Origin of the sequence: Thermoactinomyces vulgaris (assembly GCF_003688725.1) — a bacterium.
Taxonomy (GTDB): Bacteria; Bacillota; Bacilli; order Thermoactinomycetales; family Thermoactinomycetaceae; genus Thermoactinomyces; species Thermoactinomyces vulgaris.
This window is the reverse complement of record NZ_REFP01000007.1, coordinates 180,082-205,875: the sequence shown is the minus strand read 5'-3', so window position 1 is coordinate 205,875 and position 25,794 is coordinate 180,082. Positions and strand designations below refer to the sequence as shown.

Below are 25,794 nucleotides of genomic sequence, written 5' to 3'. Positions count from 1 at the left end.
TGGTTCCAATGGTGCAGCTCGGGGATTGAACGCTCAAAAAAACCGGTGTTGAATCGGAATGAACATGACTTCCCCGGACACTGCTTCTTGTTGCGCCTTGACCTGGGAAGTGCTTCCCATGATTTTAACCAGCTCAGATACCGTCTGGTATTGGAAGAATTGTCCTGGAGTAAGGTGAAGATTGGATCGTTTGGCGAGCGAAACCGCTTGGATAATCATAATCGAATCTCCACCCAACGCAAAAAAGTTGTCATGTATTCCCACTTGATCGACACCGATCACTTTTTGCCAAATTTCGCATAAGATCCTTTCTTCAGGTGTGCTAGGGGGGACAAAATTCGCATTCGCGGCCAATTTGTTCTCTTCGGGTGACGGTAAAGCCCTGTAGTCGATCTTTCCGTTAGTGGTTAACGGCACCTTCTCCAATTTCGTGAAAGTGGCTGGTACCATGTAATCTGGCAAACATTGTTTCAAAAAGCTCCTTAATTCCTGCAATTCCAGGTTCCGTCCCACTTTTGGCACAAAATATGCGGCTAAACGTTTTTCCTCTTGGTTGCCATCATCAATCCCTATCACAACGGCTTCCTGAATGGATGGATGCAGACACAATGCCGCTTCAATTTCACCAAGCTCCACACGGTGCCCCCGCACCTTCACCTGATGATCATTTCTTCCTATATACTCGAGTGACCCATCTTCCTGAAATCTTACCAAAACGGTCACCCGGTTTGTTGGAATAAGGATGGGGAACAAAACGTTCATTGGTCAATTTTGGATCATTAAGATAACCGCGCGCCAGTCCAGCTCCCCCTATATAAAGTTCCCCCGTGGCGCCGAATGGCACTATTCTCAATTTTTCATCTAAAACGAACACCTGTGTATTGGCAATGGGATAGCCAATGGATGGAAGCCGTTTCTCCCGGATGCAACAGACTGTCGCATCAACTGTACATTCGGTCGGACCATATAAATTATAAAAAACGGTTTTCTCATCATTGTGTAGTTGCCGCCACATATCGGGACATATGGCCTCTCCCCCCACCAAAACATAGTTGGGACGTTCCTCCAATTCCAAAAATCCGGCTTGAATCCACACTGCCAACTGTGAGGGCGTACAATCAATCACATTCACTTTGTATTCCCGCAAATACTGAAACAATCTCTCCGTTTCAAATCGAATTTTCGGGGACAAAAGGTGCAAAGTATGGCCATCGAGCATCTGGATTATTTGTTTCACCGAAGTGTCAAATACAAACGGACCATTCAACGCAACTTGCAAAGAGTCGTGTGCATCTTGATAAATCTTCTCCCGTAACGCTTCCAACAGGTTCACTACAGAACGATGCTCAATTAAAACTCCCTTTGGTTTCCCTGTTGTGCCAGAGGTATAAATAATATAAGCCAAGTTTTCAGGACCTGCTAATGGTGTCGGATTTTCCCTTGACTCCTTTTTTATTTCCTTCCAATACATAGGTCTGGCTTGAGGAATGTTTTGGAATTTTCCGTGCTCAACGCTTCGATTTCGACCGGTTTGGGATCCGGTGCAGCCAATGCCTAGTAAACCCAGTCTGGCCACAAGGTGAGGATCAGGGTGAGAATGACGGCCAGAAAGACCATTCTGCGATGAGGCAAGTAACGCCCGGAATAGAAGAACTGCAAACTCATCCCTCTTTCCTTCAAAGAATCGCCTTTCTTTTGTAACAATATTTTCAGATTTACGAAATAAATTTACCTCTGCCTCTGAACAATTGCAAGATGGTTTCGATTACATTTATATTGCAAACTTTATATTTTAAATAAATATTCCTTATAAATGGGTAATTTTACTTTAGATATAAAATATAGTATTTATTCGATTGTATTTATTGGAAAATATCGGCGATCCTTCCTACTCATCCTTATCGTAAATCAGCATTTTTTCTGTCTTGAGGGGAAAAAGGGGCTTGAATCCCCCTTCCATACAACAAAAACCCCTGCCACATGCATAAAGGCAGGGATCATCCCATTAAATTTTCAATTCGCCCAACCGGACCAACTCGACGACAGCTTGGGAACGCCCTTTTACATTTAACTTCTGCATCACATTGCTGATATGGTTACGAACGGTTTTTTCGCTGATAAACAGTTGTTGGGCGATTTCTTTGGTTGTCTTGTCTTGCACCAAAAGCTCAAACACTTCCCTCTCCCGGTTGGTCAACAAGGAGTTGCCTCTTCGGTTACTCAAATGATGCCACCCTTCCTTGCTCGAGCACTTGATTTACAAGGGTCAGGGACCAGTCAAGTTATATTATGTCGGGGTTCCGCTAATGGTGAGTATTTATCCGCTATTTAGGCGCGTATCCTGTTATTTTCAAAGCGCTGCGTCACTTTTCTCCATCATCATATTCAACATCCCCTGTAACGGTTCCGGAAACTTCGGAAGGAAGGGATGAAAAACGGGAGAGGGAAAAATTTTATTCCGGAATGTGGATGATGTCTTCCGGGGCGGTGGTCAACGATTCCAATCCATTTTTGGTCACCAGATATGTGTTTTCAATGCCGACGACCCCGCGTCCCGGGAAGGTAAACTTCGGTTCAATGGCGATCACCATTCCTTCTTGCAGCGGCTGGTCAAATCCCTTTGCCAAAACGGGAAGTTCGTCCATTTCCAGACCGACGCCATGTCCCAGGAACTTGGCCTGATCCGGCCCAAATCCCATGAAATGCTCCGCCAAACCGGCTTCCTTTGCCATTTCCAGCGAACGGAGATACAATGACTTCCAGGAAACCCCGGGTTTTCCCATCTCTTCGGCTTCTCTGATGATGGAAACGGCCACCTTGTAAGCCTGCTTTAAATCGTCATCCAAATCTCCGATCACTGCCAGCCGCGTTTGGTCAATCAGATAACCTTCCACTGTTGTGGCAATGTCCACCAGAATCGGTTCATTGGCTTTAATCGGTTTGGCACTCGCCCCTTGCGGACTGGCCAGTTGCGCACCCAATCCGCCGGCAGGTCCGTCAAAATAAGTGGGCGTGGCCGCAGCGGAACCGGAAGCCACCATTCCCAGGCAAAGTTCCTGGTTGTATCCCCGCATCCGGAACAATCCGATGCTTCCTTTTAACCGCAAGGTGTATTCAATTTCTGCCGACAGTTCCAATTCGGTTTTGCCTTCCCGGATCAAACGGGGAAGGGATTCCACGATTTCTTTGACATGGGAGGCCGCCTGGCGCATTTGCCGGAGTTCATATTCGGACTTGACCGCTCTTTGGAGCCTTAAATCAAAGGAGATGTCCACCGGTTCGGCCCCGGGAAACAAACCGATATATCTTTGGGCGAGGCCGTAAGGAAGTACATCCCATTCCAGCCCCAACCGTTTGACCGGCCCGAAGGCCGATTCGATTTTCCCGCCCAACTCGCGTAATCTTCCCAAAGGTTGCACAGGAAGAACCGTCTCAAATTCGGCTCGGGTTACACTTTTTTTTACATAAAAACAGGGTTCTCCTTTTTGTGGCACATACAAGACCCCGTTTTGCATCGTCCCGGTCAAGTAATAAAGATCGATGTTCTGGGTGATCAAAGCACCGTCTGTTTCCTTCTCTTGAAGCATGGATTGAAAACGGGCAATCCGTTCCCTGATTTCCGTTTCCGGCACTTTTGAAAGCGTATGCATTTTTGCGCGATCCCCTTTCTGACTTACGCCTGAAATGTTAAAATCCTCACTCTTTTAAGGTACAATGTTTTTTTCCCCACCGTCAAACCCGGGCATAATTGCCCCGAGTCCGAGCCAAACTACTTGCAAACAACCAAGAGAAAGGAAACCACGGAATGATCCTCATGGGAATAATCCTCATTGCACTTTTCATTGTCATCCTGGCTGTCGGATCGGGGCTTTCCGGTTCCAAAGAGCGTCGTAAGCAACAGCAGGAAATGCAATCCTTGAAATATTCCCCGGCGCAAAAGCCGGTGGTTTTGATCATCATTGATTCTTTGATGCACATTCCATTGAAAGAAGTGCTGGATTTTGGCAAAGCACCGGCAATGAAATATTTGGTGGAAAACGGGCAATATCATCCCAAGGTGGTGACCAGCTTTCCAACCATGTCCGTGAGCATCGACACAACCTTGCTCACGGGAGCAACCCCCAATGAACATCATATTTACGGCCTGGTTTATTTTCACAAAAAAGAAAACCGCATCGTCAACTTTGGCACGGGTTTCAAAGAAACGTTTATTTTCGGCTTGAAAACCGTGTTGCAAGACAGCCTCTTGAATCTGAACCAAAAATACATCAGCCAAAAGGTGAAAACCATTCATGAAGAAACGGACTTGCCCACCGCATCCATCAACGGATTGATTTACCGGGGTAATTATCAAAGAACGTTGTTTCCTCCTTTGTTGGCGCGATGGACCGCCCTTTTGCCCAGTCGCATTCAGACCAAAGCCCCGTTTCTTTTTTCATTTGGTGCCATGTCCAAAATCTCGAAGTCTGGTAAATATGATTCGCTTTGGAGACGTTTCGGGTTTAATGACTCCTTTTCGCGAAAGGAACTGGCTTCGCTTATTAAAAAGGGCAATTTGCCGGCGTTTACCATTGCCTATTTCCCCACCAATGACGATGCGGTTCATCGGGAAGGCCCGTCGCAAATCAAGGGGATTGAAAAAGCGGACAAAGAACTGCAAAAGGTTTTGGATGCCTTCGGTTCCTGGGAAGAAGCCATCCGGCAAGTCACTTGGATTGTCATGGGCGACAGCGGACAAACCCCGATTCTTCCCAATCATCAAGCCGCTTACATCGATTTGCGAAAACTTCTCAGTGACTACAAAATCATGCCCATCCGGCAAAAAACGCCGCGAAAAGAAGACCAACTGGTGTTATGCGTCAATGAACGGATGGCTTACATTTATTTAACAGACCCCGACCTTAAGATGAACGAAGTGGTTCAGGCATTGAAAAAGGAACCCAAACTGGACCTGATTGCCTGGCAAGAAAAAGATTGGATTCACGTCATCAGCGGTAATGTCCCGGAAGCCCGTTGCCGGTTTCAAAAAGAAGGCCCGTATGCGGACGAATACGGCCAAACCTGGAAGCTGGAGGGAGACCTGTCCGTCCTGGACCTGAAACCGGATGAATCAAACCGGATCCGCTACGGCATTTTTCCTGATGTGTTATTCCGTTTATCCGGTGTCATGAATACTTGGGACCGGGTGATCATAGTCACTGCTTCGCCGGGATATGAGTTGACGGGGGAAGGCTCTCCGACACATAAAGGCGGATCTCACGGTTCCCTGCATTATCTGGATTCGGAAGTGCCCATGATTATTTGCGGGACAAACTCCAAGCCCGAAACGCTGCGCTTTATCGACATCAAAGACTGGATCCTTCAATTAATCTCGAAAGAAACAAATCTCTGATTGGTTGGAATGAGTCAAGCCCGGTATCGCATAAAAGTAACTGTAAAATAAAAATATCGGGGAGAAACCAATATGAGCCGCGTGGCGAATCCGGACAAAACCTTGATGAATTTGGATGAGCGGTGTCCGACACTGCCTCCGAAATGTTTGTTTGTTTTGGAACTGGAGCAAGATGAGTATTTTCCCCATCTGTCTCCATCCGAAGTTCCTTTGTTGATTGACCAGGCCATTCAAAAAGGAATCCTTGCATCCGGCAAATGGGCGGAACAAAAACAATCGCTCAAGGATATGATCAATCTGCTCATAAGACAAGGAATCACCGTGCGCTTTTTGGACCGGCATCCGGAAAAACCCGCCATTCGCGCCGAATATAACAAGAAAACCAAAACCATCCGCATTTACCGCAAATCCATGCATCAAATCCAGCGGTTCTTCGAAGAACTCAACATCCCGGTAACGGAAGAAGATCTTTTCTTGCTGCATTTATACCATGAATGGTTTCATCACTTGGAAGAAACCAAAATCGGGCGGACCGATGATGAATTGCCCCGTGTTACCATCAAGCAGAAAGGCCCTTTCGCCATTCGCAAACGATTGAGCCGGTTGCGGGAAATCGCCGCCCATGCGTTTGTCCAACAAGTGTTTGACCTCAACTGGTCCCCTCTGTTACTGGATTATTTGCTTTATTTCAAAGAAAAGGGATGGAGCTTTGGGCAAATCCGCGAATCTTTCCAAAAAGAAAAAGAAAGAATTCAATCGGTTTATCATTTGGGCGGCACATAGATTGGTCGACAAGACCAATCTATTTTCTTGAGAAAGGTGCCAACATCCGGATCATTTGCTAAGATAATAAGAGAGGTGAAAAGCTATGGACCGCTGTATTTGTCCGAAATTTGAAATGGCTGTTGAAATTATTTCCAAAAAATGGACAGGCCTTATCATTCGTGTTTTGATTGAAAAAACAAGCCGCTTTCGGGATATTCGCGAGCAAATTCCTTTGATGAGCGAGCGGATGCTTGCCGAACGATTGAAAGAACTTGAGGCCAAAGGATTGGTGGAACGGAGAGTTTATGCGGAAACGCCGGTGCGGATCGAGTATGCTTTGACCGAGAAAGGAAAAGCACTCACCCCTGTCATTGACGCCATTCAAAAATGGGCGGACGAATGGATCGACTGTGACGAATAATTTTTAAAAAAGCAGGGGACATTAATGGCACCGGAGGTGTCCAACGATGTCATTTCCATATCGATGTCCGGCTTGCGGCACAAACCGGAGTCGTTTTAATATCATTGAACAAGTGGTGCATTCCGTCAAAAAGGATCGGCTGACCGGTGAAATCATTGAGACCGTGCCGGAAGACGATCCTTTTCAAATTCGGTACCGCGGCGAAAAATACCGTGTCCAATGCGGTGTCTGCGGAATGATTGACAAAGAAGAACGGTTTGTCAAATCAGCGCAAAACGCATTGGATCCGGCAAACTGAATTTGCTGTTTACAAATGCCGAAGGGACTTCCCCTCGGCTTTATTTATGGAGAAAAACCCTCTCTTTTTATCATGCTGAGAAATGTTTTAAATATCGTTATAATAGATATTGAATAGAAGATTCTGTTCTTATGCCTTATGATTCTGCGCTTTGTTCTCACAGCGCTTTCATCATTCAGATCATGCGTTACCAATTCATAAAAGAAGAAGGGGTTTACATGCAAGCGTTCAAAGAGTCCATATTACAACTGATCACCGAAACATCCACCAATCTTCCGGCAGATGTGCGCAAAGCCATTAAAAAATCCAGAGAACTGGAAAATGCGGGGACGCGTTCCGCTTTGGCTTTATCCACCATTTGCGACAACATTCAAATGGCTGAAGAAAACGTTTCCCCGATTTGCCAGGACACCGGCATGCCGACTTTTAAAATCAAAGTTCCCGTCGGCGCCAATCAGATTGAAATGAGCAAAGCCATCCGGGTAGCGATTGTCGAAGCCACGCAAAAAGGGATTTTGCGTCCGAACTCCGTGGACTCCCTCACCGGGGAAAACAGCGGAAACAACCTGGGAGAAGGCGTTCCGGTCATTCACTATGAACAATGGGAAAAAGACGAAGTGGAAGTACGCCTGATATTAAAAGGCGGCGGCTGCGAAAACAAGAATATTCAATATAGTTTGCCTTGTGAATTGGAAGGTTTGGGACGGACCGGACGCGATTTGGACGGAATCCGCAAGTGTATTTTGCATTCGGTTTACCAAGCCCAAGGGCAAGGATGCAGTGCCGGCTTTATTGGCGTCGGGATTGGCGGCGACCGGACCACCGGCTATGAATTGGCCAAAAAACAATTGTTCCGTCATTTGGATGACACCAACCCGAATCCAAAACTGGCTGAATTGGAAGAATATATTCTCGAAAAAGCCAACACGTTGTCCATTGGAACCATGGGCTTCGGCGGAGAGGTGACTTTGTTGGGCTGTAAAATCGGCGCCATGCACCGGATTCCTGCCAGCTTTTATGTATCGGTCGCATATAACTGTTGGGCTTTCCGTCGCCAGGGTGTCACCATCGATCCCAAAACCGGAAAAATCACCCGCTGGCTGTACCAATCCGATGAAAAAGTGGATCTCCAAGTGAAAGAAGAAAACCATGCCGTTTCTTCTGCAAACACACGCACCGTGGAACTTCACACCCCGATCACCGAAGAACAGGTCCGTCAGCTGAAAGTGGGGGACATCGTCATCATCAACGGTCCGATCTACACCGGCCGTGACGCCATCCACAAACACTTGATGGATCACGACGCTCCGGTCGATTTAAACGGCAGCGTCATTTACCACTGCGGTCCGGTCATGCTCAAAGATCAGGACGGCAACTGGCATGTCAAAGCCGCCGGCCCCACCACCAGCATCCGCGAAGAACCGTATCAAGGGGATATCATCAAGAAATTCGGCATTCGCGCCATCATCGGAAAAGGCGGCATGGGCAAGAAAACCTTGCAAGCCTTAAAAGAACACGGGGCGGTTTACCTCAACGCCATCGGCGGAGCGGCCCAATATTATGCCGACTGCATCACCAGCGTGGACGGCGTCGACTTTATGGAATTTGGCGTTCCGGAAGCAATGTGGCATCTCCAGGTGAAAGGCTTTGCCGCCATCGTCACCATGGATGCCCATGGCAACAGTTTGCATGAAGACGTGGATAAAACTTCTCTGGAAAAACTGGCTGAACTGAAAGATCCGGTCTTTTAACCGGATGTATGACACAGGAAGCGTTTGCCGTTTGAAAATATGTCCGTCCTGCCGGCAAACGCTTCTTCCCAATCCCGCATTATTTTTCTGATTTTTCAGCAAAATAAATGATAAATTTTGATTTCCTGCCTGCTTTTTACTGTTCACAGAATCCACGGAACAAGTTAAAATAAGCTTGAGCCACTTTACCTCAATGGAAAATGAAGGAAACATCTGGATTGTCACATGTTTCTTTTCATGAAAAGGGGGATTTCATTACGGATGAAAAATATTAAATTGTGGAGCATCCTTGCCCTTGTGGCAATGACGGCTTTCTCCTTGATTGTACCGCAACCGGCTTCCGCCGATGCCATTAAAGGAGAAACCGTCGTCACCTTGGGGAAAGATTTGACCGGAACCCAACGTGATCAAATTTTGAAAGAAATGGGTGTCAGTGAAAACGCGGATACTGTCACCATCATTGATGTAACCAACGAAGAAGAACATCAATACCTTGGAAAATATTTGGGGGCGGATGTCATCGGACGCCGGGCCATCTCCTCGGCAAAAATTGTACTTACTTCTTCCGGGGAAGGTATCTCGGTGAAAACCAACAAAATCACCACCATTACCCCCAGCATGTATGCCAATGCTGCCATTACAGCCGGAATCAAAGATGCGGACATTTATGTCACCGCTCCGTTTGAAGTTTCCGGCACCGCAGGTTTGACCGGGATTATCAAAGCTTTTGAAGCAGCAACCGGAGAAAAAATTGATGAAAATAAAAAACAAGTGGCTAACGAAGAAATTGTCCGGACGCAAGAGCTCTCCCAAGAGATCGGCGATCCCAACAAAGCTGTTCAATTCATCAACGAAGTGAAAAAGCAAGTCTCTGAAGAAAAACCAAAAACTCCGGAAGAATTCCGGGATATCATTATCAACGTTTCCAATGATTTTGATATCAACTTGAATCAGCAAACCATCAACAATCTGGTTCAATACGCCCAAAACTTCGATAAATTGGGCATCGACTGGGATCAATTGAGCCAGCAATTTGAAAGCTTGCGTGGAGATATCAAAGACATTTTAAACTCGGAAACCACGCAAGGAATCATCGACACCATTTTTGAATGGTTGGGCAATCTCTTTAAAGCAATTGGTGAATTCTTCACCTCTGCCTCTTCACGGCAATAATTTTTAAAAAAAGAACCGCTGGAATCTTTCCAGCGGTTCTTTTTTGTTTAAATGGACAACCACTTTTTAAACAAATATTTTGTCGCATCGCGGTTTGATTTGGCAATCGCTGTTGTCAGCGGGATGCCTTTCGGACAAGCTTGCACGCAGTTTTGCGAGTTTCCGCACTCTTGCAAGCCGCCTTTGTCCAAGAGGGCTTCGAGACGTTCTTCCTTGTTCATGGCCCCTGTCGGATGTGAGTTAAATAATTGCACTTGTCCCACCACAAAGGGTCCCATGAAATCCGATTGGCTGTTAACATTCGGGCAGGCTTCCAGACAAACCCCGCAGGTCATGCATTTTGACAATTCATAACGCCATTGCTGTTCATTTTCGCTCATCCGCGGTCCCGGGCCGAGATCGTGAGTTCCGTCAATCGGAATCCATGCTTTCACCTTTTTCAAGGCATTAAACATCCGGCTGCGGTCCACAATCAAGTCCCGAATCACCGGGAATGTTTTCATCGGTTGAACCCGGATGGGTTGCTCCAATTTGTCAATGAGTGCGGTACAAGCTTGGCGTGGCTTTCCGTTAATTACCATCGAACAAGCTCCGCACACTTCCTCCAGACAGTTGGACTCCCATTGAACCGGAGAAACGGCTTTTCCTTCGCTGTTTACAGGATTTCGTTGGATTTCCATCAATGCGGAAATGATATTCATGTTTTTGCGATAAGGAATTTTAAACTCTTCTTCATAAGGTTTATCATCAGGTCCGTCTTGGCGTGTTATGATGAGGTGCACTGTTTTTTGTTCACTCATTTTTTCGCACCTCCTTTATCCACATCATAACGACGCGGGCGAGGCTTAATCAAAGAAACATCAACCGGTTCATATTCAAACACAGGGCCTTCCGGTGTAAATTTCGCTTTGGTGGTTTTCAACCATTCTTCGTCGTTCCGGTCGGGGAATTCCGGTTTATAATGGGCACCGCGGCTCTCATTCCGGTTGTAAGCACCCAGCGTGATCACACGGGCCAATTGCAACATGTTCCACAAATGGCGGGTGAACGGTCCGGCCTGGTTGCTCCATTTGCTGGTATCCACCATATTGATGTTTTGATAACGTTCCATCAGCTCCTGGATTTTCTCGTCGGTTTTCTTCAGACGGTCATTGTACCGGACTACCGTGACATTATCCGTCATCCATTCACCCAACTCTTTGTGCAAGAGATAGGCATTTTCATTGCCGCTGTCCATTTTCAGGATGCTTTCATATTTTTCTTCTTCCGCTTTGCGTTGCGATTCGAACTGATCCACGGACATGTCTTCAACGCTGTGATTCAGTCCGCGCACATACTCAATGGCTTTCGGCCCGGCCACCATTCCACCATAGATACTGGAGAGCAAGGAGTTCGCCCCCAGGCGGTTGGCTCCGTGATATTGGTAATCACACTCTCCGGCGGCAAACAGTCCGGGAATATTGGTCATTTGATCAAAATCAACCCACAAGCCTCCCATGGAGTAGTGTACGGCAGGGAAAATTTTCATGGGGACTTTTCTCGGGTCTTCTCCGACGAATTTTTCGTAGATCTCAATGATTCCACCGAGTTTGATATCCAATTCGTGCGGATCTTTGTGAGACAGATCCAGGTAAACCATGTTTTCGCCGTTGATTCCCAATTTCATATCAACACAAACTTTAAAAATGGCGCGTGTTGCGATATCCCTCGGAACCAGGTTTCCGTATGCGGGATACCATTCTTCCAGGAAATACCACGGCTTCCCGTCTTTATAGGTCCAGACGCGTCCGCCTTCACCCCTTGCCGATTCCGACATCAAACGCAACTTGTCATCTCCCGGAATGGCCGTGGGATGAATTTGAATAAATTCACCGTTGGCATAATAAGCCCCTTGTTGATACACCGCACTGGCAGCCGTTCCGGTATTGATCATCGAGTTGGTCGATTTCCCGAAGATGATTCCCGGGCCACCGGTTGCCAGGATCACTGCATCGGCCAAGAAAGTGACAAATTCGCTGCTCCTCAGGTTTTGGGCGACAATCCCCCGGCAACGCCCTTCATCATCTTGAACAATCCGGACAAATTCCCAATGCTCGAATTTGGTGACTTTCCCTTCCACCTCAAACCGGCGGACTTGCTCATCCAGCGCATAAAGCAACTGTTGTCCGGTGGTGGCTCCGGCATATGCCGTCCGGTGATGTTTGGTCCCCCCGAACCGGCGGAAATCGATCAATCCTTCCGGGGTCCGGTTAAACGGGACACCCATGCGATCCATCATATAAATAATTCCCGGGGCTGCTTCACACATTGCTTTTACCGGCGGCTGGTTGGCCAAGAAGTCTCCGCCGTAAACCGTGTCGTCAAAATGTTCCCACGGGGAATCTCCTTCACCCTTGGTATTGACAGCACCGTTGATACCGCCTTGTGCACATACAGAGTGAGAGCGTTTCACAGGAACAAGCGAAAAGAGTTGTACATCGGCACCGGCTTCAGCCGCTTTGATGGTTGCCATCAAACCAGCCAAACCACCGCCCACAACGATTATTTTTTCATTCATTGGCAAGTGCTCCCTTCTAATGCTGTGCCAATTGTTGAATAAATTCAGGTCTGGCAAACGCGAATAGTGCTGAAATTCCCAAATAAGAAACAATCACAAAAACTGCGCTCCACACCCATGTGGAAACAAGCTGGGCACGCGGTCCCACCGTCACACCCCAGCTGACAAGGAATGCCCACATTCCATTGCTGAAATGGAAAACGGCGCAAAGGACCCCGATGATATACAGAGCGAAAACAACCGGATTTTGCATAATGTCTGCCATGAGCTGAGCCAATTGTTCAGACGTCATGTCATACAAAGCAACCTTTACCCTGGTTTCCCACACATGCCAGATGACATAAACCAATGTCACAACACCGGTTACCCGTTGCAAAACGAACATCCAGTTACGGAATGTACCAAAGTTTCCCACGTTGTTTTTCGCCTGGAACACAATGTACAATCCGTAAATGCCGTGATATAAGAGAGGCAGAAAAATAAAGAAAATTTCAAGTACAAGCAAAAACGGTAAACCCCAAAGCCATTCGACTTTTTCCACAAACGCATCTGCCCCTCGTGTGGCGTAGTAGTTGGTGAATAAATGCTCAACTAAAAAAAAGCCCACCGGTATTACGCCCAACAACGAGTGAATCCGACGGTTGAAAAAGCTGCGTTGTGTGCTCATCATTTGCCTCCAATCTAGGACATAATCGCAATCAGTGAATGAATTGAAAAGTCTATCAATAATTTTTAAGAAAATAGAAAAGGGTTTCAACTCGCTATATATTTTACTCCCATATTGTTTCCGCCGTCAAGGAACGGTCAAATTTTATCCTCCGTTTAAAAACCGGTGAATCTGCGGACCGAACCGGTTGAACTCGACAAGGAAAGCATCATGCCCGTAATCGGAAGAAAACTCATGATAAACAGACTTGACCCCTTTTTTCAGACAAATTTGGTGGAAATCGCGCTGTTGCCAGACGGGAAAATAAATGTCTTCCTCGATTCCGATGTTCAAAACTTCGGCATGAATTTTCTTAACCGCTTCTTCCACGCCGCCCCGTCCGCGTCCCAAATCATGATGATCCATGGCATCGAGAAACCTGAGATACGTATTGGCATCAAACCGGTTGACCAGCTTGCGGCCTTGATAATGCAAATAACTGTCCACCATTTCCCGCGCATTTTCCGGATTCTGCCGGGAAAAACGTTCTTCAAACAAAAGATCTGTACGGTATGTCACCATTCCGATCATCCGGGCAATGGACAATCCCCGAACCGGACCTTTTGACGGGTAATAATTCCCTCCCTGCCAATCCGGATCACTGACAATCGCTCTGCGCCCGATCGTGTTATAAGCCATGGACATGGCCGACAGCGAGGCGGCGGTTGCAATCGGGATGCACTTTTCCATGAAATCCGGGTACATCACGGCAAACTCCAAAGTCAGCATCCCGCCCATCGATCCGCCGATCACTGCTTTCAAACGATGGACGCCCAGCTTCAAAAGCGCTTCATATTGCGCCCGCACCATGTCGCGAATGGTCACCTTTGGAAACCGGCTTCCATATGGTTTTCCGGTGCGCGGGTCCGTCGAAGCCGGGCCGGTGCTTCCTCCGCATCCTCCGAGCACATTCATCGTGATCACGGTGTATTCGGTCAAGTCAATATATTTGCCCGTGCCAATCAGTCCGTCCCACCATCCCGGATCCGACTCATCTCCCACTGCATGGGCATCCCCGGTCAATGCATGGCAAACCAAAATGACCTGGTCTGATCCGATCCGGCCCACTTTCTCATAAGCCAGCGTCACTTCCGGCAAAATTTCCCCGCATTCCAATTCAAAAGGTCCGATCGACACCGTATCTTTTATCTTGACCAACTGTAAAGTCATTTTTCATTCCCCCAAAAGCTCCTGGATAAAAAGATGAAGCCCTCTCCTTGAGCGAAGAGGGCTTCACGATCCGTCGCACGTTCCGTCAACCTCTTCTCATCTCTCAGGAATCAAATCCTGCAGGAATTGGCACCATCCGCTAATAACTAGCGAGGTTGCCGGGTTTCATCGGGCCAGTCCCTCCACCACTCTGGATAAGAAGCAGTTTCTTATATGGTTTTCCAATCAATTATAGAGATAATTCTATAAATTGTCAACCATCTTGGAAAAATCCGCCGGCGGCGCCTGGGGGTCTTCCAACCAACAGCGCACTTGATGCGTATGGGTGACCGGAGTGACTTCCGGCATTTCTTCAAAACAGATATTCATCGCATGGGAGCAGCGATCCGCAAACGGACATCCCCGGGGAGGAAGGAACAAATCCGGAGGGGATCCGGGAACCGGCCGGAGTGCTTGTTCTTTGGACCGATCCAACCGGGGCATGGATTGAATGAGTCCCCAGGTGTAAGGATGATGCGGTTGATGGAATATTTCCCGCACGGTTCCGGTCTCCACGATCTGTCCCCCGTACATCACCGCAACCCGGTCCGCCGTTTCCGCAACAATCCCCAAATCATGCGTAATCAGCAAAATGGAGGTGCCGGTCTGTTGTTGGATGCTTTTCATCAAATCCAATATTTGCGCCTGAATGGTGACATCCAACGCCGTGGTCGGTTCATCGGCAATCAATATTTCCGGAGAACAGGACAGGGCGATGGCAATCATGACCCGCTGCCGCATCCCGCCGCTGAATTCGTGCGGATATTGCTTCATTCTTCTTTCCGGATGGGAAATCCCCACCCATTCCAAAATCTCCAAGGCTTTTTGACAGGCTTCACGATAACCGCACTGCTCATGCCAGCGAATGCCTTCCATGAGCTGATACCCGATGGTCATGGTTGGATTCAACGAGGTCATCGGATCCTGAAAAATCATTGCAATCCGGGAGCCGCGAATCTGATACCATTCTTCCTCCGGCAAATTCGTCAATTCCTTCGGCCCCAAAAAGATTTTTCCCTGTTTGATCCTTCCGGGAGGAGACGGGATCAGCCGCATGATGGATAAGGCCGTCACGCTTTTTCCGCTTCCGGATTCACCGACGATGGCCAGCGTTTCTTTTTGATTTAACGAAAAACTCACGCCCCTGACGGCCTGCACTTCCCCTCCGGGAATCCGGAAAGATACATGGAGATCCTCGACTTTCAAGATGGTTTCCAACTCAAACCCTCCTTTGTCCTTTGCTACTTCCTCATTTTCGGATCAAGGGCATCACGCAAACCGTCTCCGAAAACATTAAAAGCCAGCATGGTCAAACAAAGAAACACTGCCGGGAACAAAAGGCGCCACCATTCTCCGGACAGAATCGTGATGAGCGAGTCATCAATCATCGTCCCCCAGCTGGCAACGGGAGATTGGACCCCCAAACCGAGGAAACTCAAAAATGCTTCTGAAAAAATGGCAGAAGGAACCGTTAAGGTCAACATGATGATGATGGGGCCGAGCGCATTGGGGATCAGATGCTTAAAAAGCAGTCTCGGCGTTCTTGCCCCCAGGGTTTTGGCGGCAAGCACAAATTCCTGCTCCTTCAACTGTAAAATCTGCCCCCGCACCAGACGCGCCATATTGAGCCAGCCGGTCACCGTCAATGCAATAATGATGGTTGTCACACCCGGCGGCATCACCACCATCAATAAAATCACCGTCAACAGATGTGGCAGTCCCCATAAAACATCCACCACCCGCATCATGATTTCATCCGTGCGTCCCCCGCGATAACCGGCAATTCCTCCGTAAATCACACCGATCACCAAATCAATGAGTGCCGCGGCCAAGCCGATGGTGAGGGAGATTTTTCCTCCTTCACACACCCGCACAAACACATCCCGTCCCAAATCATCGGTTCCAAACCAGTGTTCTTTGGAAGGAGGAAGGTTCCGCCCGTGTTCCAAATCCTGTTGGTGAACATCATAAGGGGAAACGACCGGACCGATGACTGCAATCAGTGCAATCAGCAAGATGGCGGCCAGTCCGGTGATGGCCAGATAATTTTTACGGAGCCGCCCCCATACATCCTGCCAATAAGTTTGGGTGGGACGACGGATTTTTTCGATGGACGCCGGATGGCGCCGGGCAGGTTGAAACCGGGGATTCACTGATGGTTGCATGTCATTTCCCCTCCTTTTTGCCCAGTTGGATACGCGGATCAATCAGTCCGTAGGCCAAATCCACAAGAAAATTGATTCCCACCAGCAAAACGGAATAAAACAACGTAACCCCCATGATCAACGGATAATCGCGATTATGAATGCTTTCCACAAAATATTTGCCGATCCCCGGAATGGAAAAGATATTTTCAATCACAAAACTTCCCGTCAAAATGCCGACCGCAAGAGGACCAATCACGGTCACCACGGGCAAAATGGCATTTCGGATCGTGTGGCGGGAAATCACATAAACGGGTGGCAATCCCTTGGCCCGGGCCGTGCGTATATAATCTTGCGTCAACACTTCCACCATGCTGGAGCGCATCAACCTCGTAATGGTGGCAAGCGGCAAAGCCGCCAGTGCCAGTGTCGGCATGATCGTCGAGGCAAACCCTTCCCAGGTGGCCACCGGCAACAGTTCCCACTCCACGGCAAGATACTTTTGCAATAAAGGCCCCAACACAAAACTCGGGATGGAAATGCCGAGCACAGCAAGCACCATAGCAAAATAGTCTGCCGTCCGGTTCTGTTTGAGTGCGGCAACAACCCCCAGCAACAAACCGGCAATGATTGCGCAAACCAATGCCTGGATTCCCAATTGGAAGGATACCGGAAACCCTTCTTGGATCATGTCATTGACTGAACGGGTTTCAAATTTGATGGAAGGGCCCAAATCCAATTGCAATAATCGCTTCATATAGTTCAAATATTGAACCGGAATGGGGTCATCCAACTGGTAATGGGCGCGCAAATTGGCCAATACCTGCTCCGGCAGTTTCTTTTCATCCGAAAACGGATCTCCGGGAATTGCTTTCATCATAAAAAAGGTAACCGTTGCAATCACCCATAGCGTAATGATCATCTGGATGAAGCGCTGAAGGATGTATTTCAGCAATCCTCTCCCCCCCCCAACCTGCATAAAACTGAAACATTTTCATCTCTTTTTCAATTGCTATTTTTCGGAAAACAAAGTCAATTTCCGGTCACAGCGCAAACCCATCCTCTTCCGCTGTGTTCTTATTTCATGATGAAGAAAAAACTGCATATTAAATATTATTCTATAAAAAACAGAGTAACCCTTTGCACGGGTCATCCGTTCATGAAAAAAGAGAGCCGATCAAGATCAACTCTCTTTGGCCACTCCCTGCAGAACGGGTTCTTTCCCTTCGGTTTGATCCAACCCGAAAGCCGTATGAAGCCGGCGCACGGCTTTTAATGCCACTTCCCTGTCCACCACACAAGAAATTTTGATTTCAGATGTCGAAACCATTTTCACCCGGATTCCGGCTTCACTCAGCGTGGCAAACATTTTCGCGGCCACCCCCGGCTTCGTCATCATGCCCATCCCCACTGCAGACACCTTGGCAAGACCGGACTCGGAAATCAACTGGGCATAACCCAGGGAATCTTTTGCCGATTCTAATAATTCAATCGTTGCATCCTTTTCAGATTCTTGCACACTGAAAGCCACATCGATCTCCTTATGGTCATGTTCACTTTGCACAATAATATCTACATTGATATTCGCTTCACCGATGAGTCCGAATAATTGCGACAACATATTTTCGCGGTTGGGCAGGCCCAGCACTTTGATTCTTGCTACATCGAGATCATGAGCGATGCCCCGTACGTTTAATTCGTTTTCCACGGTTTTCTCCCCTTTCACCCATGTTCCGGGTTCATCCACAAAGCTGGAACGGACCACCAACCGGACTTGATGATGGAGCGCCGTTTCCACCGAACGCGGATGAAGAACGCCGGCTCCCAAGTGTGCCAGTTCGAGCATTTCTTCATAAGTGATTTCATCCATTTTCCGGGCGGCGGGCACCACCCGCGGGTCAGCTGTAAATACCCCGGTGACATCCGTGTAAATTTCGCAACAATCCGCCCCCAGGGCTGCCGCCAAAACAACCGCCGTTGTATCGGAACCGCCGCGTCCCAAAGTGGTGATCTCATGATCTGGGGAAATCCCCTGAAATCCTGCGACCACAACGACTTCACCCTGTTTCAGGCATTCAAGAACGGCTTCGGTGCGGACTTCTGTCACCCTCGCTTTACCATGCGCATCATCCGTTTGGATTCCAGCTTGCCACCCCGTCATGGATCTTGCTTTCAATCCCCGTTCTTTAAGCGCCATCGTCAACAAAGCGATGCTGACTTGTTCTCCTGTGGCCAAGAGCATATCCATTTCTCTCGGTTCCGGATGTGCACTAATCTCATTGGCCAGATGAACAAGCTCATCTGTGGATTTTCCCATCGCAGACACCACGATGACACACTGATGTCCCTGCCTTGCGGTTTCAGCAATCCGGTCAGCCACTTTATGGATTCTTCCCACATCGCCCACCGAAGTACCGCCAAACTTTTGCACAACGATCCCCATGGTTCCTCTCCTCTTTCCTCAGCTGGACTAAACTCGCTCAGAAAAAACAGAAGGCCACAGCAGAGATAGCTTGCTGTCGCCTTGGTTTCCAACGCTCCAGCCCGCATATTCCCTGCGGATTAGCTCTCCACAAAAGCCGTGGCTTCTGTGACAGTGTTGCCCCTGTTCGAGCACAACACCAGCTTGTGTTCAATCGGGATCTCCCACAAGCTTCGGCGGCATTTTCCTTTCCTTGTCCATCCTTGTGTCCCGACACTCCGGACAAGTACTCATAAAAGCCGCGCCTCTAGTCCACATGATCAGCGAGCAATATTTATTCATTGTCCTGATTTTTTACGATCTTACCATAACCGGGTTCCGGATTCAATCCATTCAAACACTTTTTTCTTTAAATCAAAGAAAAATCTTCACGGGAAACGGCTGACCAAAATGCATCACTGGTACAAGCCCGCTTGAAAGATTATAATAAACAACATAAAGGAGTGAAAGTTCATGGCAAACATCGGATTACCCGGACTGATCATTATTCTGGTTGTTGCCTTGTTAATGTTCGGGCCCAAAAAGCTGCCCGAGCTGGGAAGGGCCACCGGACAAACGTTGAAATCTTTCCGCGATGCCTTAAACGGCAAGGAAAAAGAAGAAGAAAAAAATCCTCAAAAGGATTAATCGTTCATTCCTTCTGCTGACTGGAAACCGGTGCCTTGTCAGCAGTTTTTATTTTGGAGGCACGACGGGCTTCTTTCTTTAATTGCTTTGCTTTCCGCTTTTCCTCCAATCCGATGAAGTATTCATGATCATCGCGAAGAATCCGTGCCACATGAAGCCCGCTTAAAGCCGAGGCAGAAACTCCTCCGTGGCCCGGATACGTCGTGGATCCCGTGTAATACAGGCATTGCACTTTTTTATCTTTCATGGGCGGACGGATCAAAGACCGGAAACCGTGAAAAGCCCGGCCGTTTAAGGCTCCGCCCTTGGCACCGGTTAATTCCTCCAGCTCAGCCGGCCCCATGATTTGCTCCGTTTCGATGTGATCTTTCAAATCTTTCAATCCCCATACTTTATCCAGCAAAAACAACAATCGTTCCCGGTAGGTTTCCATATTCTCCCGGCTTCCTGAGGGCACCGGCACCATCACCGTGAGATTGCCGGCTCCTTCCGGTGCGCGGTCCGGTTCGGACACACTGGAATTTCCGACATAGATAAGAGGAGACTCCGGCCATCTTTGTTGTTCAAAAATATCGATATACTGCCGGCCGACATCATCCGGATAAAAATAGTTGTGGTGCAACAATTGCGGATAGCTTTGCTTTACCCCGAGCAACCACAAAATCCCGGAACTGCTCATCCGCTCCGGTTTGTCTTCTTTCCTTCCCAGGAAGTATTTTTTCGTTACTTGCACGTCCACATTGCTGATGACAAAATCCGCTTCCCATTTTTCTCCGCCCGCCTTGACCCCTGACGCTTGTCCTTCTTTGACCAGGATCTCTTCCACCTCGCAAGAGGTATGTATCATCACCCCCACCTTTTCGGCCAACCGGACCAACGCTTCCACCAAACGCCGGTTCCCGCCTTCGACATAGCTTAACCCGTGCACCATCTCCAGATAACTTAAGATCGCCAACGCTGCAGGCGCCTGATAAGGAGAAGAACCCACGTACAGTGCATACCGGTTCATCATGGCGATCAGCCGGTGGTCCTTGAAGTAGCGGCGGTGAAAAGCATCCAGCGATTCAAACGGGCGGGCTTTCAAACCACGCCAAATCGCTTTGTTCCGGAAAAAATCGGTCCAACTGCGGTTGGGTTTTCGTATCACATAATCTTCAATCACTTCATACATCTGCTGCACTTCGGACAAATAATCAAAAAAACGGTTTTGCTCTTCCTGGGAAAAAGCTGTCAATTGTTCCATCATATAATCCGGATCGGCCGACAAATCAATGACCGTTTTATTATAAAAAAAATGGCGGCTGTTGACCGGAAGCGGAATAAAACGCAAGTCGGGATCCATTTCCTCTCCTGCTTCCCGGTAAACTTCCCCGATCACTTCCGGCATCATGACCGGCACGAATTCCCCATCAAAAAAGTAAGAATTCAGCTGAAAAGAACGACATCGCCCTCCCAACTCTTTTTGCTTTTCCAGCAAGGTGATTTCATAGCCATATGCCGCCAGCCGGATCGCGGCCACCAGTCCGGCAATCCCGCCTCCAATGACAATTCCCTTTTTCATGGAGTGTGTCACCCTTTCTTTATTTTCTGTATCCATTGTTCAATTTGCTTTTTCCAATCTTCTACCGGCGGCCACGGATGGTCCCCGGCCATGATTCCTGCCAGTACACACTCAAAATCGCCAAGATTTTCGGAAATGACCTGTTCCTTGACCATATCCAGATGATAGGTGAGTTCCTTGCTGCAGGCGGCAATCCATGCCCGGCGGTTTCCCTGTTCAAAAGTGGAAGGCACAATCGGTGCAGACAATTGGATGCAAGCTTCCGGAGAGGGTCCGGTCATGGAATAATAAAACGCAACCGGCACCACTTGCACATGTTTCACCTTTTCAAGCAATGAGCCCAGTCCCGGCAAAAAACGAAGCGGGCGAAAATCCGGATGTTTCACTTCTCCCTGCCCGAAAACCCAAAGCGAGCCAAATCTTCCATCCAGGATCTCTGCACCGTGTTCCAAAGCTTCTTGAATTTGTTGATAGGAATCCCCGTCAAAAGAGAGCACCTCTTCCTTCCCCAGCCATCCATACGTGTCGGTTTCCTGTTCATTGAGCAAAAAATAAGCATCTTGCCGCAAGTAATTCCGGCTGATCCACATGGCCAGGTAAAGATCCCACCAGCTTGCATGATTGGCCATATATAATGTAGGAATCGAAACGTTGATTTGTTCGCTGCATCGGACATACACACGGGCAAAGTGTTTTTTTAATTTCCTTGTCAAATAAACCTGCCAAACCCAATCGGCCACGAGGTTTTGTTCCCCGGATTTTTCCCTCATACGCATTTCTCCTTTCCCCGATTTTCTTCTGAAACAAACATAAGGATCTGTATCGAAAATGACGCCCTGTATACTTTCTTCGTAAACTCTTGTTCTTTTCGGTCGGGAAGACTTCCTGCCAAGCACCAGACCAATCAAGGATTATAACCGATTCACCCCAAAAAGAAAAAAGACCCCTGCAGGCCTTTTTCATCTTTTTCCTTTTTATTTCATCAGATTAGACAATCGTTTCAGATGTGATTCAATTTGATCCAATTGTTGATCCATGTTCAAAAAGGATTCTTTGATTTCCTTCCGCAACTCATGCAGCTGTCTGGCAAGCAAAGCAATATTGGTCTCCACATATTCCATATTGTATTCCCGGCTTTCCGGGTTGGAGGTGCGCGAAACATCAGGGGATGAAGACGGGTGTTTCCGCTTTTGCAAACTTTTCAAATAATGCAATGCTTCTTTTCCCGTGGAAATGTTTCTCCGGAATAAGTCTTCAGCCAGGTTGAGCACATCGGCACGGATGATCTTATAGTTATTTTCCAACATGCAAAATTCGAGTAAAACGTTGATGACCCCGTTGGAAAAAGAATACCTTTCTTTTAATTCATAAATCAACTGCACCATTTGTTTCGAAACAGCTTGTCCCCTTGAATATTGACGAAGAAAATAAACAGGATCCATGGCTTCAATTTTCTCATGAATGTCACGCACCAAGAAGTCCCCCTTACATCATCAAATGATCGATTGGTAAAAAAGATCCTCACCCTCCCGACGGCGAGGATCTTATTGGTTTAACTCCTTCAGAATGGTCCGGGCCAGCTGATCGCCAATACCCGCCTTCCGAAACTCTTCAATGGAAGCTTTTTTCATGTTTTCAATGGATCCAAAATGTTGATAAAGCAGTTGCTTTCGTTTCGGCCCGACTCCCTGGATTTTATCCAATTCGGATTGGAACATGCTTTTGCCGCGAACCTGCCGGTGAAACGTGATGGCAAAGCGGTGTACTTCTTCCTGAATGCGCTGGATCAGGAAAAAAGTGTCGCTTCCCCGCTCCAGCTTCACTTCCTCCACCGGATCCCCGGCCATCAGTTTGGCTGTTTGGTGTTTGTCATCTTTCACCATGCCGCCGACCGGGATAAACAATCCCAATTCGTTTTCCAACACATCCACGGCCGCATGGATTTGCGCTTTTCCGCCGTCCACCAAGACCAAATCCGGCAACGGACGGTTTTCTTTCAAAACGCGCGTATAACGGCGCCGGATCACTTCCCGCATGGTTTCCACGTCATTGGGGCCGGAAACGGTCCGGATCCGGTATTTGCGGTATTCTTTTTTGGCCGGTTTTCCATCGATAAAACATACCATCGCCGACACCGGATCGGTCCCTTGGATATTGGAGTTGTCAAATGCTTCAATCCGGCGGGGCAACCCGATGCCAAGCGCCCGGCTCAAACCTTCCAACGCATTCCACGTTTTTTGCTCGTCCCGCTCCAACAATTGGAAACGTTCTTTCAAGGCAATCTCCGCATTTTCGGTGGCCATGTTCACCAGATTCTTTTTGTTGCCGCGCCGGGGAACATGAATGTGAACTTCCGGAAGCATTTTTGTGAGAATATCCGGATCCACTCCTCGGGGCAAATGAATTTCTTTCGGGAGTGTAGGCATTTCGTGATAAAACTGGGCGACAAAAGAAACAAAATCTTCTTCTGCCTCGTGGTAGTGCGGAAACACCGATACTTCCCGTTCAATCAATTTTCCCTGGCGCACAAAAAACACCTGGACACACATCCAGCCCTTTTCCGCCGCATAGCCGAAGATGTCCAAATTCTGTTGAGCGGGAAGGACAATGTTTTGTTTTTCAATGGTTGAGTCAATATCCAAGAGCAGGTCCCGGTACTCTTTGGCTTGTTCGAACTCCAAGTTTTCCGCTGCTTCTTCCATTTTTCTTTGCAATTCTTTTTTCAGTTCCGTAACTCCCCCGTTTAAAAAGCGGACGATTTCCTTCGTTATTTTCTCGTAATCGTCCGGATCCACATCCATTTCACAAGGAGCCAGACATTGTCCCATATGGTAATACAGGCATACCCGTTTGGGGATGGTTTTGCACTTGCGCAGCGGAAACAAGCGGTCCAATAACTTTTTGGTGTGTTGAGCCGCTCCGGCATGGGGATAAGGTCCGAAGTATTTGGAACCATCCTTTTTTAAGTTCCGGGTCACTTCCAGGCGGGGATGTTTTTCTTTGGTCAGCCGGATGTAAGGGTACGATTTGTCATCTTTTAACATCACGTTATATTTCGGGCGGTGTTTTTTGATCAAATTCAACTCCAGAATCAAAGCCTCCACGTGATTGGACGTGACAATGTACTCAAAATCGGCGATATCCATCACCAAGCGTTGGGTTTTTCCGTCATGGCTCCCCGTAAAATAAGAACGAACCCGGTTTCGCAAATTTTTCGCCTTGCCGACGTAAATCACTTCCTGGTCTTGATTTAACATCAAGTAACAACCGGGTTTTTCCGGCAACAGAGACAGTTTGTCTTTTATCTCCAAACAAGTCCCCCCTCCTGGATTTAATTTCATTTATATCCATAAACATTTTTCTGTTTGCCAAGTTAACTATTTATAGTTTAGCATATTACCATTCGCTCCTCACGAAAAAAGATTGCGCATCTTCCGCACAGATCATTCATAAAATTCGAAATAAAACTTGAAAAAATACACAACATATTTTAGTATAAAGATCTGTACTGTCTCAATAAATACATAAATTTATGTAGGTGATTTGATATGTTTTTAAAAGACCAAGTCCAAAAAAACCTTTATCTGTCTTATCTGATTGTCTCCTTGCTCTTAGCGGTCTTTACATTTTTTATCAATGTGAATATCGATCCGGTAACCAAAGAACCAACAGCCTGGGCCTTTGTATTTATCATCATTTTAATCATATTAACTCCTGCCCTTAGCGGGGGAATTATGTCGGTGACCATTTCCGCTCACTATAAAAGTGAAGCTTCCGTTCAAGTTTTGCTTCAGGAAATGTTGCCGAATTACTGGAAAATTTTAAGACTCGGTTTATGTATTTATTTATTGTCCATTCCGGCTGTGCTGGTTACTTTTTTAGCGGTTTTTCTCTTTTTATTTTTTCCTCCGTTGGCAGTTTTGGCAGCCATATTGCTTTCAATTGGCTTGATTGCTTTGTTGTCTTATTTGTCTGTTCAATCTTCGGTTCTGGTTTTAAAAGACGGAATGAAGAGCTGGCAATCGATTAAACATGCCTTTGTTATGCTGAAAAAAGCTTTCACAAAAATTTTTCTTTCTCTTCTGACTGCATTTGGGTCCTACCTTGCTCTTTCAATTATTTTCTGGTTGGCGGGATCTTTGCTCATCATCGCCATTTACATGGTGTTTGGATTTTCGGACTCACATCCTGTTATCTTATGGATTGCAAGTTTGGTAGCACAACTTACAATCACCTTCCCGTCACTGTTTGCTTTATCCGTTTATGTCAAAAGATACAAAGACAAAATTGAACCGGAATTCAATCCGGCTGATTGAGAGGCCGTTTAAGATCATAAAAACAAAAGGCGATGCCAACCGGCATCGCCTGATGAACATCCATCAAACATATTCTTTCAACCAGGCTACCAATTGTTCTTTCGGTTGAGCCCCGACCATTTTGGAAACCATTTCCCCGTCTTTGAACACCATCAAAGTCGGCACACTCATGACTCCAAACTTCCCGGCCGTTTCAGGGCTGTTGTCCACATTCACTTTGGCAATTTTCAATTGGTCGCCCATTTCTTCATCCACTTTTTCCAATTCGGGTGCCAACATGCGGCACGGACCGCACCACGGAGCCCAAAAGTCAACCAAAACGGTCCCGGCTTCTTTGCTTTGTACTTCTTTATCAAAATTTTCATCGGTAATTTCCACGATTGCCATAAGTT

General features: G+C 47.4%; 26 protein-coding genes and 2 riboswitches. Of the genes, 8 read left to right on the top strand and 18 right to left on the bottom strand.

The window, feature by feature from the left end; genetic code table 11:
- Positions 1 to 33 precede the first annotated feature (33 nt).
- The 5 genes from ATH33_RS01345 to ATH33_RS01325 all read right to left on the bottom strand — a co-directional run bounded on the left by ATH33_RS01345 (position 34) and on the right by ATH33_RS01325 (position 3,650).
- A complete protein-coding gene (locus tag ATH33_RS01345; RefSeq protein WP_170151206.1) occupies positions 34 to 636 on the bottom strand; it encodes an AMP-binding enzyme in 603 nt (200 codons plus the stop codon).
- A gap of 28 nt (positions 637 to 664) precedes the next feature.
- Positions 665 to 1,576 carry an AMP-binding protein gene (locus ATH33_RS01340; protein WP_181729129.1) on the bottom strand — a complete coding sequence of 304 codons (912 nt, stop codon included), beginning with the start codon at positions 1,574 to 1,576 and terminating at the stop codon, positions 665 to 667.
- Positions 1,555 to 1,665 (bottom strand): OapA N-terminal domain-containing protein, encoded by a 111-nt coding sequence (locus tag ATH33_RS01335; protein ID WP_121873959.1) that lies wholly within the window; start codon positions 1,663 to 1,665, stop codon positions 1,555 to 1,557. The genes ATH33_RS01340 and ATH33_RS01335 overlap by 22 nt, the downstream gene beginning before the upstream one ends.
- A gap of 340 nt (positions 1,666 to 2,005) precedes the next feature.
- Complete coding sequence (locus ATH33_RS01330) at positions 2,006 to 2,224, bottom strand: helix-turn-helix domain-containing protein (protein ID WP_037993760.1); 219 nt, start codon at positions 2,222 to 2,224, stop codon at positions 2,006 to 2,008.
- A 229-nt stretch (positions 2,225 to 2,453) separates the two neighbouring features.
- Positions 2,454 to 3,650, bottom strand: coding sequence for a M24 family metallopeptidase (locus tag ATH33_RS01325; protein ID WP_062842890.1), 1,197 nt, complete (start codon positions 3,648 to 3,650; stop codon positions 2,454 to 2,456).
- Between the two features lie 164 nt (positions 3,651 to 3,814).
- Between ATH33_RS01325 and ATH33_RS01320 the strand changes: the two genes are divergently transcribed.
- From ATH33_RS01320 to ATH33_RS01295, 6 genes are all read left to right on the top strand, one after another.
- On the top strand, positions 3,815 to 5,392 hold the full coding sequence (locus tag ATH33_RS01320; RefSeq protein ID WP_170151205.1) for an alkaline phosphatase family protein: 1,578 nt from the start codon (positions 3,815 to 3,817) through the stop codon (positions 5,390 to 5,392).
- A 72-nt stretch (positions 5,393 to 5,464) separates the two neighbouring features.
- Positions 5,465 to 6,175 carry a hypothetical protein gene (locus ATH33_RS01315; RefSeq protein ID WP_037993323.1) on the top strand — a complete coding sequence of 237 codons (711 nt, stop codon included), beginning with the start codon at positions 5,465 to 5,467 and terminating at the stop codon, positions 6,173 to 6,175.
- Between the two features lie 85 nt (positions 6,176 to 6,260).
- Positions 6,261 to 6,578: a winged helix-turn-helix transcriptional regulator gene (locus tag ATH33_RS01310; RefSeq protein ID WP_037993325.1), complete on the top strand. Its 318-nt coding sequence runs from the start codon at positions 6,261 to 6,263 to the stop codon at positions 6,576 to 6,578.
- A gap of 46 nt (positions 6,579 to 6,624) precedes the next feature.
- A complete protein-coding gene (locus ATH33_RS01305; RefSeq protein ID WP_037993328.1) occupies positions 6,625 to 6,876 on the top strand; it encodes a hypothetical protein in 252 nt (83 codons plus the stop codon).
- Between the two features lie 218 nt (positions 6,877 to 7,094).
- Entirely contained in the window at positions 7,095 to 8,627 is a 1,533-nt protein-coding gene (locus ATH33_RS01300; RefSeq protein WP_121874117.1) for a fumarate hydratase, read from the top strand.
- A 261-nt stretch (positions 8,628 to 8,888) separates the two neighbouring features.
- Positions 8,889 to 9,800 carry a DUF1002 domain-containing protein gene (locus ATH33_RS01295; RefSeq protein WP_037993329.1) on the top strand — a complete coding sequence of 304 codons (912 nt, stop codon included), beginning with the start codon at positions 8,889 to 8,891 and terminating at the stop codon, positions 9,798 to 9,800.
- Between the two features lie 47 nt (positions 9,801 to 9,847).
- Here the strand turns inward: ATH33_RS01295 and sdhB are convergent, their stop codons facing one another.
- From sdhB to ATH33_RS01255, 8 genes are all read right to left on the bottom strand, one after another.
- Positions 9,848 to 10,600 (bottom strand): succinate dehydrogenase iron-sulfur subunit, encoded by a 753-nt coding sequence (sdhB, locus tag ATH33_RS01290; RefSeq protein WP_037993331.1) that lies wholly within the window; start codon positions 10,598 to 10,600, stop codon positions 9,848 to 9,850.
- On the bottom strand, positions 10,597 to 12,357 hold the full coding sequence (sdhA, locus tag ATH33_RS01285) for a succinate dehydrogenase flavoprotein subunit (protein WP_037993332.1): 1,761 nt from the start codon (positions 12,355 to 12,357) through the stop codon (positions 10,597 to 10,599). The genes sdhB and sdhA overlap by 4 nt, the downstream gene beginning before the upstream one ends.
- 16 nt (positions 12,358 to 12,373) lie before the next feature.
- Complete coding sequence (locus tag ATH33_RS01280) at positions 12,374 to 13,024, bottom strand: succinate dehydrogenase cytochrome b558 subunit (RefSeq protein ID WP_037993334.1); 651 nt, start codon at positions 13,022 to 13,024, stop codon at positions 12,374 to 12,376.
- A 144-nt stretch (positions 13,025 to 13,168) separates the two neighbouring features.
- The gene (gene metX, locus ATH33_RS01275) at positions 13,169 to 14,233 is read right to left on the bottom strand and encodes a homoserine O-acetyltransferase MetX (protein ID WP_037993336.1); all 1,065 of its coding nucleotides are present in this window, start codon (positions 14,231 to 14,233) and stop codon (positions 13,169 to 13,171) included.
- Positions 14,234 to 14,326: 93 nt separating this feature from the next.
- Positions 14,327 to 14,434, bottom strand: a riboswitch (SAM riboswitch).
- Between the two features lie 42 nt (positions 14,435 to 14,476).
- Entirely contained in the window at positions 14,477 to 15,490 is a 1,014-nt protein-coding gene (locus tag ATH33_RS01270; protein WP_049719810.1) for an ABC transporter ATP-binding protein, read from the bottom strand.
- Positions 15,491 to 15,513: 23 nt separating this feature from the next.
- Entirely contained in the window at positions 15,514 to 16,437 is a 924-nt protein-coding gene (locus ATH33_RS01265) for an ABC transporter permease (RefSeq protein ID WP_062842886.1), read from the bottom strand.
- Position 16,438: 1 nt separating this feature from the next.
- On the bottom strand, positions 16,439 to 17,371 hold the full coding sequence (locus ATH33_RS01260) for an ABC transporter permease (RefSeq protein ID WP_156473311.1): 933 nt from the start codon (positions 17,369 to 17,371) through the stop codon (positions 16,439 to 16,441).
- A 228-nt stretch (positions 17,372 to 17,599) separates the two neighbouring features.
- The gene (locus ATH33_RS01255) at positions 17,600 to 18,859 is read right to left on the bottom strand and encodes an aspartate kinase (RefSeq protein ID WP_062842884.1); all 1,260 of its coding nucleotides are present in this window, start codon (positions 18,857 to 18,859) and stop codon (positions 17,600 to 17,602) included.
- A gap of 112 nt (positions 18,860 to 18,971) precedes the next feature.
- A riboswitch (Lysine riboswitch) is annotated at positions 18,972 to 19,156 on the bottom strand.
- Between the two features lie 195 nt (positions 19,157 to 19,351).
- On the opposite strand from ATH33_RS01255, the gene ATH33_RS01250 reads away from it, so the two are divergent.
- The gene (locus tag ATH33_RS01250) at positions 19,352 to 19,525 is read left to right on the top strand and encodes a twin-arginine translocase TatA/TatE family subunit (protein ID WP_121873957.1); all 174 of its coding nucleotides are present in this window, start codon (positions 19,352 to 19,354) and stop codon (positions 19,523 to 19,525) included.
- 4 nt (positions 19,526 to 19,529) lie between these two features.
- Here the strand turns inward: ATH33_RS01250 and ATH33_RS01245 are convergent, their stop codons facing one another.
- The 4 genes from ATH33_RS01245 to uvrC all read right to left on the bottom strand — a co-directional run bounded on the left by ATH33_RS01245 (position 19,530) and on the right by uvrC (position 24,397).
- Complete coding sequence (locus ATH33_RS01245; RefSeq protein WP_170151204.1) at positions 19,530 to 21,086, bottom strand: phytoene desaturase family protein; 1,557 nt, start codon at positions 21,084 to 21,086, stop codon at positions 19,530 to 19,532.
- A gap of 8 nt (positions 21,087 to 21,094) precedes the next feature.
- Entirely contained in the window at positions 21,095 to 21,856 is a 762-nt protein-coding gene (locus ATH33_RS01240) for a lysophospholipid acyltransferase family protein (RefSeq protein WP_170151203.1), read from the bottom strand.
- 204 nt (positions 21,857 to 22,060) lie between these two features.
- Positions 22,061 to 22,558 carry a DnaD domain protein gene (locus ATH33_RS01235; protein ID WP_037993345.1) on the bottom strand — a complete coding sequence of 166 codons (498 nt, stop codon included), beginning with the start codon at positions 22,556 to 22,558 and terminating at the stop codon, positions 22,061 to 22,063.
- Between the two features lie 72 nt (positions 22,559 to 22,630).
- Positions 22,631 to 24,397: an excinuclease ABC subunit UvrC gene (uvrC, locus tag ATH33_RS01230; RefSeq protein ID WP_255359646.1), complete on the bottom strand. Its 1,767-nt coding sequence runs from the start codon at positions 24,395 to 24,397 to the stop codon at positions 22,631 to 22,633.
- 237 nt (positions 24,398 to 24,634) lie between these two features.
- Here uvrC and ATH33_RS01225 point away from each other — a divergent pair, with 237 nt between their 5' ends.
- Positions 24,635 to 25,402: a hypothetical protein gene (locus ATH33_RS01225; protein WP_062842882.1), complete on the top strand. Its 768-nt coding sequence runs from the start codon at positions 24,635 to 24,637 to the stop codon at positions 25,400 to 25,402.
- A 63-nt stretch (positions 25,403 to 25,465) separates the two neighbouring features.
- Here the strand turns inward: ATH33_RS01225 and trxA are convergent, their stop codons facing one another.
- A complete protein-coding gene (gene trxA / locus ATH33_RS01220; protein ID WP_049719804.1) occupies positions 25,466 to 25,789 on the bottom strand; it encodes a thioredoxin in 324 nt (107 codons plus the stop codon).
- Positions 25,790 to 25,794: the final 5 nt, after the last annotated feature.

What these genes read in the sequence shown, in the direction of transcription:
- ATH33_RS01335 (WP_121873959.1), bottom strand. Translation starts at nt 1,665, where the DNA reads ATGAGTTTGCAGTTCTTCTATTCCGGGCGTTACTTGCCTCATCGCAGA.
- ATH33_RS01325 (WP_062842890.1), bottom strand. Translation starts at nt 3,650, where the DNA reads ATGCATACGCTTTCAAAAGTGCCGGAAACGGAAATCAGGGAACGGATT.
- ATH33_RS01320 (WP_170151205.1), top strand. Translation starts at nt 3,815, where the DNA reads ATGGGAATAATCCTCATTGCACTTTTCATTGTCATCCTGGCTGTCGGA.
- ATH33_RS01315 (WP_037993323.1), top strand. Translation starts at nt 5,465, where the DNA reads ATGAGCCGCGTGGCGAATCCGGACAAAACCTTGATGAATTTGGATGAG.
- ATH33_RS01310 (WP_037993325.1), top strand. Translation starts at nt 6,261, where the DNA reads ATGGACCGCTGTATTTGTCCGAAATTTGAAATGGCTGTTGAAATTATT.
- ATH33_RS01305 (WP_037993328.1), top strand. Translation starts at nt 6,625, where the DNA reads ATGTCATTTCCATATCGATGTCCGGCTTGCGGCACAAACCGGAGTCGT.
- ATH33_RS01300 (WP_121874117.1), top strand. Translation starts at nt 7,095, where the DNA reads ATGCAAGCGTTCAAAGAGTCCATATTACAACTGATCACCGAAACATCC.
- ATH33_RS01295 (WP_037993329.1), top strand. Translation starts at nt 8,889, where the DNA reads ATGAAAAATATTAAATTGTGGAGCATCCTTGCCCTTGTGGCAATGACG.
- sdhB (WP_037993331.1), bottom strand. Translation starts at nt 10,600, where the DNA reads ATGAGTGAACAAAAAACAGTGCACCTCATCATAACACGCCAAGACGGA.
- sdhA (WP_037993332.1), bottom strand. Translation starts at nt 12,357, where the DNA reads ATGAATGAAAAAATAATCGTTGTGGGCGGTGGTTTGGCTGGTTTGATG.
- ATH33_RS01280 (WP_037993334.1), bottom strand. Translation starts at nt 13,024, where the DNA reads ATGAGCACACAACGCAGCTTTTTCAACCGTCGGATTCACTCGTTGTTG.
- metX (WP_037993336.1), bottom strand. Translation starts at nt 14,233, where the DNA reads ATGACTTTACAGTTGGTCAAGATAAAAGATACGGTGTCGATCGGACCT.
- ATH33_RS01265 (WP_062842886.1), bottom strand. Translation starts at nt 16,437, where the DNA reads ATGCAACCATCAGTGAATCCCCGGTTTCAACCTGCCCGGCGCCATCCG.
- ATH33_RS01255 (WP_062842884.1), bottom strand. Translation starts at nt 18,859, where the DNA reads ATGGGGATCGTTGTGCAAAAGTTTGGCGGTACTTCGGTGGGCGATGTG.
- ATH33_RS01250 (WP_121873957.1), top strand. Translation starts at nt 19,352, where the DNA reads ATGGCAAACATCGGATTACCCGGACTGATCATTATTCTGGTTGTTGCC.
- ATH33_RS01245 (WP_170151204.1), bottom strand. Translation starts at nt 21,086, where the DNA reads ATGAAAAAGGGAATTGTCATTGGAGGCGGGATTGCCGGACTGGTGGCC.
- ATH33_RS01240 (WP_170151203.1), bottom strand. Translation starts at nt 21,856, where the DNA reads ATGAGGGAAAAATCCGGGGAACAAAACCTCGTGGCCGATTGGGTTTGG.
- ATH33_RS01225 (WP_062842882.1), top strand. Translation starts at nt 24,635, where the DNA reads ATGTTTTTAAAAGACCAAGTCCAAAAAAACCTTTATCTGTCTTATCTG.
- trxA (WP_049719804.1), bottom strand. Translation starts at nt 25,789, where the DNA reads ATGGCAATCGTGGAAATTACCGATGAAAATTTTGATAAAGAAGTACAA.